Source organism: Kitasatospora sp. NPDC042419, from assembly GCF_056437345.1.
Map to the genome: position 1 here is coordinate 1 of NZ_JBWKAW010000078.1, position 8,092 is coordinate 8,092.

Sequence of the window (8,092 nt, forward strand, 5' to 3'; positions counted from 1 at the left end):
CCCCACGTCCGAGGAAGGAGCGTCGCTACGCTCACCCAACGAGCACAGGCACGCTATTGAGGAGGGTGGACCCATGGGCCGTCAGAAGCCCGGCAAACCCCGCCGCGGTTCAAACGACCCGCACAACCACCCAGGCCTTCCTTTGCAGATGCTGCCGCATTTCGATGGCCCGGACCCCGACGGTGCCCTGCTCACGGCCGTCATCGGCGCAGCACTTGCGTCCTGCACGCCCTGCCAGGACGTGACACTCACGCTCCTGGTCGAGGACCCAGCGACCTGTGCCCGCCTCGTGCAACTCGCGTGCGGCATGGCGGCCGAGTTCGAGGGAGGCCTACCGCGTAACCAGACCGACCCCGACGTGCCCAGCTTCGCCAGCGTTGCCTTCCGCCGGCTCGCCCGCGCCACCCAGGACACCACCGCCCAGGCCGTGTTCCGCGAGTGCGAGCAAATGACGCCCCGCGAGCGTCGCGACGCCGCCAACACCGCCCTGGACACCCTCATCGGCTACACCCACCTGCCCTCGCAGGATCTCGCCCAACTGAAGCGACTCCTCGCCCAGAACCAGGGCGGCAGAGCCTTCTGACGCGTCGCACGCCGCGCCGCCGCGCCTGCACCGGCGCGGGATGAAGGCGCGGCTCCGCAGCAGGGGCACCCGCAGGATCAGGCGCCGGCCTGCTGCTGGTCGATCCAGTGCTGGGGGATGAGTGCTTCCCCGTTCCGCCAGTTGTAGCGGACACAGGCCTGGAACCACGGGTCGGGCAGGTCCGCGTGGTCGCTGACGATCATCTGGAAGTTGGGGGAGAGGCTCGCGGTGACCTGGTACATGAGCTCGAACAGCCGCTTCACGGCCTCGCGGTCCTCGTCGACGGCCAGGTCCTCGAGCCGGCCACTGCGCTTGGCCATGTCGGAGGGGTAGTACGGCTGGGTCGGCTGGTCGAGCATCAGGAACCGCGGGACGGGCCGTTGGTTGGCGACCAGGTACTGGTGCAGGCCGAGGTGGGCGGCGATGTGGTAGCCGACCCAGTTCTTGCCACTGCCGATCCGCATCAGCTCGGTCGGACCCTGCGCGGAGTCCGCGACGACGGTCAGCTTCTTCACATCGAGGCGGACCAGGCGGTCGCCGTGCTCGAGGCGTAGCTGCCGGGCGTGGCGGGTCACCTCACCGCTGATGTAGCTGAGACTGTGGGTGAGACGGTCCTCGGCGTCGTCGGCATCGAGCTGCGCCTCGAGTCCCTCCACGACCCGCTGGGCGATCGCGACGTCGGCCTCCAGCCGCTGCAAGTCGCCGCCCGGGCCGACCGCGTCGATCTGCGTGAGGTACGCGTCGATTCGGCCCCGGGTGTAGGCCTGGGTCTCGGCGTGGGCGAGGAGGCCGGCGTGGCGAGAGCGCTCCTCGGCGATGACACTCAAAGCCCCCTCCACACCTCGCAGCTGCTGACGGATCTCCGCGGCCTGCAGCTCCAGTTCGCGCATGGCGCGTTCACGCTGAGGCCGAGCGGTCTGAACCGCATCCAGCTGCCGAGTGAGGTCGTCCAAGGTGGCATGCATGTCGCTGACGGTGGGGTCGGGCTCGTCCAGCACCGACCCGCAGACCGGGCACGCCTGTTCGCCGGGGAATCCGTCCGGCACCAGGTGCAGCGCGGACAGGCGGGACATGCCGCGGCCGACCGCGCTCGCGTAGCCGCCTTCCTCGGTCTGGAGATCGGTCAGGAGCTTGCGCTCCTCGGCGATGACGCGTAGCTGGCGTCTCATACCGCTGGCCTGTTCGCCGAGCGCCAATTCCCGTCCCCGCTGCGCCTCGTCATCGGTGACGCGAACGGTCTGGAAGGAGGTGGCACGCCGCAGGGCGGCAGTGATCGCGGCCCGGTTGTTGTGGAGGTCGTCGTCGCCTTCGATGAGGCCGTGGATACGAGCTTCTTCCAGCAGGGACCGGAGGCGTGCTTCGACGTCGCGGTTGAGGGCCTGGGCGCTCTTCAGTTCTCCTTGGGCGCGGCGCAGTGCGCGGCGGGCCTGGAGGAGTTCCTGTTGCCGGGCGGCCTGGTCCTCGGGGACGGCTCCCAAGAAGTAGGGCAGGGTGGTCTTGAGTGAAGCGCGGATGTTCGCGTCGTCGTTCTGGCGGTGGAACAGCCCCCTCTTCGAGGCCACCTCGTCCTGGTTCTGCAGGCACAGCAGAGCGGCGTGGCCGAGGTTCGCGCTCAGCGGGGAGGCGAGGCTGCCGGGCGCGGCCTGGGCGAGGGGATCGCCGATGCCGATCCGGCGCCCCAGCTGCTGGCGGATCTGGGTGGAGTCGGCGTTGATCCTCAGGTCGGACAGCTCCGGTGCCTCGAGGTCGGCTCCGATCTCGAGCATGCCGTTGCTGACGGACTTGGCGGCCCCGCGGGGCGCAGGACGGGCTACGAGGGCACGTGTGTCCGCGAGTTGGAAGATGACCGCGTACCAGGCCACCGTCGCGGTGATCGGGCCGACCGGCAGTGTCACCTCGTCCCGGCCCAGGCAGAAGTCCACGATGTCCAGCAGAGCGCTCTTGCCGGTCTGGGACGTGCCCGTGACGATGTTCAGTTCGCCGAGCCGGAAGTCGAGGACGCGCTTCTCGCCGCTCTTGCTGTAGAGGATGATCGACCGCAGCTGCACGCGCCTAGGGTCTCATGCCCAGCAGTGCGAAAACCGTCGAAGGGTTGTCGGTCCTGGTCATCCATCTCCCGGCCAGAGCTGCGGCTCGCAACAATTCGGCCAGTTCGCCGTCCGATCTGCCGGGACCGCCCAGTAGGCCTCGCACCGCACCTTGCTCCACGGCGAGCATGCGGTGCCGGACACCGAACCGCATGCCTTCACGGATTGCAGGCAGCAGCGAGGACGTCCGGGCGGGCAGCCCCGCTACCAGGACGGGATGCTCGCTGACCCAGGACGACAGGTGGGTACGGACCGAGCTTGGCAGGGCCCGGCGGGTGGGTCGGTGAAGGACCAGCGGCGCGACGACGAAGCTCAGTGGCCACTCCATAAGTCGGCCGCCGCTCTCGCGCTCGTACGCCCGGGCGGCGCAGGCCTGCACCGCGGCGAGCAGCGCGGGGTTCAAGAACGCGGCGCCGGCCTGCGGCCGGTCGCCCCAGCTAGGCACGGGCGGCCCTGGTCAGTGCCGTGACACGTTCCTCGAAGTCCGGGTGCCAGCCGATCCGGCCGCGGTCGGCGAGCTCGTGGTGCTTGCCCCGGGCGAAGAACGCCTCGTCGTAGCGCTCACGGATCTGATACCGAGTCTGGTCCAAGGTCTTCCTCAACAACTCGCGGCCGGCCCGCTCCCGCTCCGCGTCAGTGGCGTCCTCGCCTAGATCGTCGAGCATCCAGTCGAACTCACGCTCCCACTCATCGGAGAGGTTCCCCTCGAACCGCGCAAGCTCGTCAATACCGACCAGATCGTCTTCCAGCCACTCCACCGTCTGCCTGTACGCCCGGTAGTAGTCCACCATCGCCTTGTCCAGCTGCCGGGCAGCGCCCACCCACCGCAGCTGATGCACGAAGCACGCGTCGGTGAGCTCCTCCTCCGCCTCAGCAGTGAAGTCCTCCCTGCCGACCAGCGTCGGCAACCGGCCCGCGGTGTAGTCGTCCCTGATCCGGCTCACGGAAGCCATCAACCGGTCGACCGACACACTCGTCCGGCGCTTCTGCAGCATCTCCACCGTCTGCTCGTACCACCACGCCCACAGCTGCCGCATGAACGGATCCTCGTGCCCCTGCGGCAGGCCGGCCCGCAGCCGTGCACGGACCGCCGCGTCCACGTCGTCGATGGTGGGGGAGCCGTCGACCACCCGCATCCGCCGAACGAACACCGCCCGCTCGACAACCGGCAACTCCAGGAACCGCTCCCGCGCACCCTTGGTCCCCTTGGCCTCGGATTCCTGCGCCGCGGCGGTCAGCAGATCCAGCGCCGCAACGGGATCCCGCCCATCGAGGCGCAGCGCCGCCATCGCACTGCCCGGCCGAGCCTGCTGAGTGGTCATCAGCGTCAACCACGGCCCGTCCGCATCGCCCGGATCATGGGTGTCCATCCACGATTGAACCGTCCGCCAGACGTCGTCGTCCTTGTCGCCGAGCGCCCGCACACCCCGGATGTGGTGCTTGACCTGCAAGAGATCAACCGGCCGCCCCTCCGCCTCCCACGCGACATCGTCGTGCAGCTCCAAGCTGATCGCCCCGTCCGGGCGCTCCTCCGCCCCGCGCAGCAGCTCGAGCAGGGCCAGCTGCGCCTGGAACAGGTAGCCCAGAGCTGACGAGGAAGCCTCGTGTGTGGAGGATGCCATCTACCCAGTCTCCCGATCCTCTGTCCGCCCTGTCCAGAAGGCAATGAATCGAACATGTGAACCAAGGCGCAGGTTAGCGGCTCGACATGGGGCGGTGTTCCTTTTTCGGATGCCCGGTGTCCCCTGACCGGCAGAGCGGGTGTGTCTCGGTGGCCTCGGAGCGGTTGTCCTTCTGGCGTGGCCGGGGCGCCGGGCGTCCCGCACGCGGCGCACGAGGATGAGGCTGCCCAGCGAGCCGCAGGACATCCGCCGAATCCATGAGCGGCTTCCTGGGGCCCGGCTTGCGGGGGTGGCGGCCGCCGACGGTGTCTTCCTGGGCTTTCTCTTCGAGGCCGTCCGCCGGCTTGGGCTGTGAGCCGCTCACGGTGTTGGAGAGGCGCGAGGCTCCCCGGTCTGCTCGTTGCCGCGATCTCGGGGCGGAGACCCCTGTCCGGCTCTTGCTGCGGGGGCGCGGCGTCGTTCACCACCGCAGGGCGTCCGGAGCGGCCCTGCGGCGAGCGGTGCCCGGCGGCGGTTACTTGCCCTTCTTCTCCGGCTTGAAGGTCATCTGGATCCGGGCGAGGGTCGGCACGGAGCCGACCGTCCTGACGCGTCGGGCGAAGCTGCGGCAGGCTCTGGTCTCCGTCGAAGGCGATGGCGTAGGTGATGTAGTGGGGCGGCCTGGCCCGGGCTGCTCCCTCGAGGCGAGGGTTGACCGAGTTGATCGACTTCACCGCCTCGATGAAGGCGTCCCTGTAGGAGTCGTCCGAGACGATGGTCTGGGCGGCGACGAATCCCTGGGAGAACAGGTGGCTGAGAGTCTGGCTGCCGGTGTAGTGCTTGACGTGGATCAGGTAGCCGTCCTGGTGGAGGAGGTCGCAGGCCTCGACCTGGTCGCCGTTGCCCTCCTGTGGGAAGAGCCGGTGCCGGTCCAGGCAGACGAGGTCGTTGCGGCGATCGGTCGCGTTCTGGTTGTAGTGCTTCTCGTGGTTCTTCCCCGGCCCCCAGTCGTCCCAGGTGGGCAGGCCCAGCAGCGCGGTGACGTCCTCGATCCGTGCGAGATCCTCGTCCAGCTTCTCGTAGTAGCCCTCGGCGAGGGCGTACCACTTGCCGAGGGTGAGCAGGTATCGCTGCTGCCCGTCTCCCGCTTCGAAGACGAGCCAGTGCTTCAGCGGCTTGGCCTGGCTGGCCGGATCGCCGTTGTCGTCCCGTGCCTGGACCTTCACGCTCTTCAGGCTGCCGACGGTGTTCCTGCCGGGAAGTGCGGCGATGGCCGAGCGCAGGGACTCCAGTGACATTTCCTCGAACTCCTGAGACTGGCCGCCCTTGATGGCGATGAAGTCGTGCAGGTTCTCGATGGACAGGTCGTCCGGAGGGGCGAAGGAGAGCAGGTGCACGTCCCACGGGTCCGTGCCACCGGCCACGACCGTATCTGATGTTTTGAACAGCGCCTGGGCCAGGCACTGTTCCAGGCGCTTCACGATGTCGCTGGTGGCGCGAAGCGGTTCCAGCGAGTCGATGAATGCGAGGTCCCGAGATGCCTCGCTCCCCAATGTGACCTGAAGCATCTGCGCGAGAACATCGTGCACGGATTGGAGATCGGTTTCGAGTTTGAACGACACGGAATCGGTTGCGACAACGGCTCCGAGTTCGGGGAGCTCCACGCCGTCTTCGAGGTCGCCCACCAGTTTGCGCGTGAACTCACCGTCCAGCTCCACTTCGAAGCCGCTGATGGGGGAGTTGGACGGGATCTGGACCCATTGGGAGCGAGCCGAGGCGTCGATCCGCCGGCTTGCGATGCCGCTCACGGCGTTGCTGTCGAACGTTCGGGCGGCGAAGCGGAGCCCGAAGTTGGCCTCGATGTGCGACCACTCCAGGGTGGAACTGCCGTAGCCGAAGCAGACGGCGAAGGTGCGGCCGTGGACGGGGAGGAAGATGACGAGCCGGTGGGAGACGTTCTTGATGGCCTCGAGCTCGGAGAACGTAGGAGTCAGGAGCCGGGCCCAAGCGGGGACCTTCTCGGAGTTCTCCCTGAGGTAGGCCACGCAGCCTTCCGGGACACCTTCACCGGGCGCGAGGCGCCGCATGCCCTGGCTGTTTCCCGGACGGTACTGGACCCGAAAGGCGCGGTCGTGTGAATCGAGCCCGTCACGCAGAAGGAAGCAGTTGAACCTCAGCTTGGATTGACTCGATGCCACAAAGCCCCCAGGGAGCGGTGAGAGGCATCAGGATAAGGTCGTACGCGGCGTCCTTCAACCACTTCCACACAATGATGCATGCTCATATTCTGGCTGGCCACTGACAAGTGGTTCCGGTGGCAAAGTTGCGGCGCGCAGGACGTTGAGCGGCGGGGAGGTCAGGCGCGGCCGTTCAGGGTCCAGCCGTCGATGGCGGGAATCAGCTCGGTGGTGCGGAGTTCGCCCAGCTGCCAGGGCAGGCAGGAGCGTCCGCCGAGGGTGGCGTAGAGGTCGTGGTCGGTGGGTGTGGCGGGGGAGGGGAGCGGCCGGTGTCGGCCGCGGGCGGGTCGGGTCTGTGCGGAGCTCGTCCGTGCGTTGTCCCGCGCTCGGGGCATACGCGGGTGGTGGGATGCCCAGATCGACAAGGTGTGCAGGGCGGAACCGAGAGGGATGCCCCAGGTGTCGACGAGGTCGGCGGTCTGGGCCAGCCATGCGCCCTCGTGCCCGTCAGTCAGGGTACGGCGCAGGCGCATGCGTTCCCGGGCGGCGAGCGCGCGGGCGAGGCGGACGGCCTCCGGGTAGAACACCAAGGGCGCGACCCGCAGGTGGTCGTGGCCGGCCCGGCCCAGAACACGCCGGCGGTCCTCCCAGACGGGCGCGCGCAGGCTCGGCAGATTCCACCAGCACGAGAGCAGGCCGTAGGCGTCGGCGAACGCGGCCTGCCCGCCCACGCCCAGGCACCGCTCCAATAGCAACCGTTGCCGGTGCGCCTCGACGACCTGAGGCAGCGCGGCAAGGGGGATAGCGCCGGTGCCGGGCTCGCGGCGGTTGTCGAGCCAGCGGCTGTGGCGGGCGCACACCTGCCAGGTCGCCCCCGAGGCGAGGTAGGCCTCCAGGGAGGTGCCCTTGACGCGGGCGCACAGCTCGCACACCCGCACCAGGTAGCAGCCGGACGCGTCCCACGGCCAGTCCCACACCGCCGTGCCCTCACCCGGGAGCAGCCGGGCAGGGCGCAGGTTCGGCAGGGCGTGCTGCAACTCCGCGACCTCGCGGCCAGCCATGACCGCCAGGCGCTCCAGCGCGGGGGCGTTGAGGTACCCGTCGCTATAGCGGGGGTCGGAGGGGCTGCCGTTCTTGCGGGCGCACGTCCCGAGCATCGGCCAGAACTCCTCGTCCGGGATGCCGTTGGCATCCGCCAGACGCCGCGCGAACGACCCGGTCGACTCCTCGCCGATGAACCGCACCGACAGCGCCAGGCGCCGCGCCGGCCGCTGCGCCCTGCCCGCCCTGCGGGTACCTGCCTTGTTCACAGCCGCCACCGCGCACACCCCACCTTCCCGCGCGCCGCCGAGTCCGTGTTCCGGGCGCACGACCTCTTCTCTACGGCATTCCGCCGCCCCAGTGTCCCGTTCCGTCCCAGGTGCCCCCACGTTCCACGACTTTGACCGAAATGCCTCTCATCCCGCCGACTGGGTCCCGGCCCCGCCGCTACAGTCCCTGCGGCCGCCAACCCCACGACCAGGCAGAGGATTTTCGATGTTGCTGCGCCGGCACCAGACGGAGGCCCTCGATGCGATCCGCGCTGCTGCGGACAACGGGGAGCGGCGGATGACGGTGGTGGCCGCGTGCGGAAGCGGAAAGACC

General features: G+C 68.9%; 7 protein-coding genes. 2 read left to right on the top strand and 5 right to left on the bottom strand.

Annotated elements, in window-relative coordinates:
* Nucleotides 1-73: 73 nt before the first annotated feature.
* Nucleotides 74-583: a hypothetical protein gene (locus tag AC067J_RS43740; protein WP_478308466.1), complete on the top strand. Its 510-nt coding sequence runs from the start codon at nucleotides 74-76 to the stop codon at nucleotides 581-583.
* Between the two features lie 77 nt (nucleotides 584-660).
* Here AC067J_RS43740 and AC067J_RS43745 read toward each other — a convergent pair whose 3' ends face one another.
* From AC067J_RS43745 to AC067J_RS43765, 5 genes are all read right to left on the bottom strand, one after another.
* Nucleotides 661-2,631 (bottom strand): DUF3732 domain-containing protein, encoded by a 1,971-nt coding sequence (locus AC067J_RS43745; RefSeq protein ID WP_478308467.1) that lies wholly within the window; start codon nucleotides 2,629-2,631, stop codon nucleotides 661-663.
* A 4-nt stretch (nucleotides 2,632-2,635) separates the two neighbouring features.
* The gene (locus AC067J_RS43750; RefSeq protein WP_478308468.1) at nucleotides 2,636-3,115 is read right to left on the bottom strand and encodes a three component ABC system middle component; all 480 of its coding nucleotides are present in this window, start codon (nucleotides 3,113-3,115) and stop codon (nucleotides 2,636-2,638) included.
* Entirely contained in the window at nucleotides 3,108-4,040 is a 933-nt protein-coding gene (locus tag AC067J_RS43755; protein WP_478308469.1) for an ABC-three component system protein, read from the bottom strand. The genes AC067J_RS43750 and AC067J_RS43755 overlap by 8 nt, the downstream gene beginning before the upstream one ends.
* Nucleotides 3,998-6,469: a DUF6119 family protein gene (locus tag AC067J_RS43760; RefSeq protein WP_478308470.1), complete on the bottom strand. Its 2,472-nt coding sequence runs from the start codon at nucleotides 6,467-6,469 to the stop codon at nucleotides 3,998-4,000. The genes AC067J_RS43755 and AC067J_RS43760 overlap by 43 nt, the downstream gene beginning before the upstream one ends.
* Nucleotides 6,470-6,627: 158 nt before the next feature.
* On the bottom strand, nucleotides 6,628-7,758 hold the full coding sequence (locus AC067J_RS43765) for a hypothetical protein (RefSeq protein ID WP_478308471.1): 1,131 nt from the start codon (nucleotides 7,756-7,758) through the stop codon (nucleotides 6,628-6,630).
* Between the two features lie 226 nt (nucleotides 7,759-7,984).
* Here AC067J_RS43765 and AC067J_RS43770 point away from each other — a divergent pair.
* Nucleotides 7,985-8,092: DEAD/DEAH box helicase family protein (locus AC067J_RS43770; RefSeq protein ID WP_478308473.1), on the top strand; the 108-nt coding region annotated here is incomplete at its 3' end.

Bases quoted from the DNA above. Each gene is read 5' to 3' on its own strand.
- AC067J_RS43755 (WP_478308469.1), bottom strand. From the start codon at position 4,040: ATGGACACCCATGATCCGGGCGATGCGGACGGGCCGTGGTTGACGCTG.
- AC067J_RS43740 (WP_478308466.1), top strand. From the start codon at position 74: ATGGGCCGTCAGAAGCCCGGCAAACCCCGCCGCGGTTCAAACGACCCG.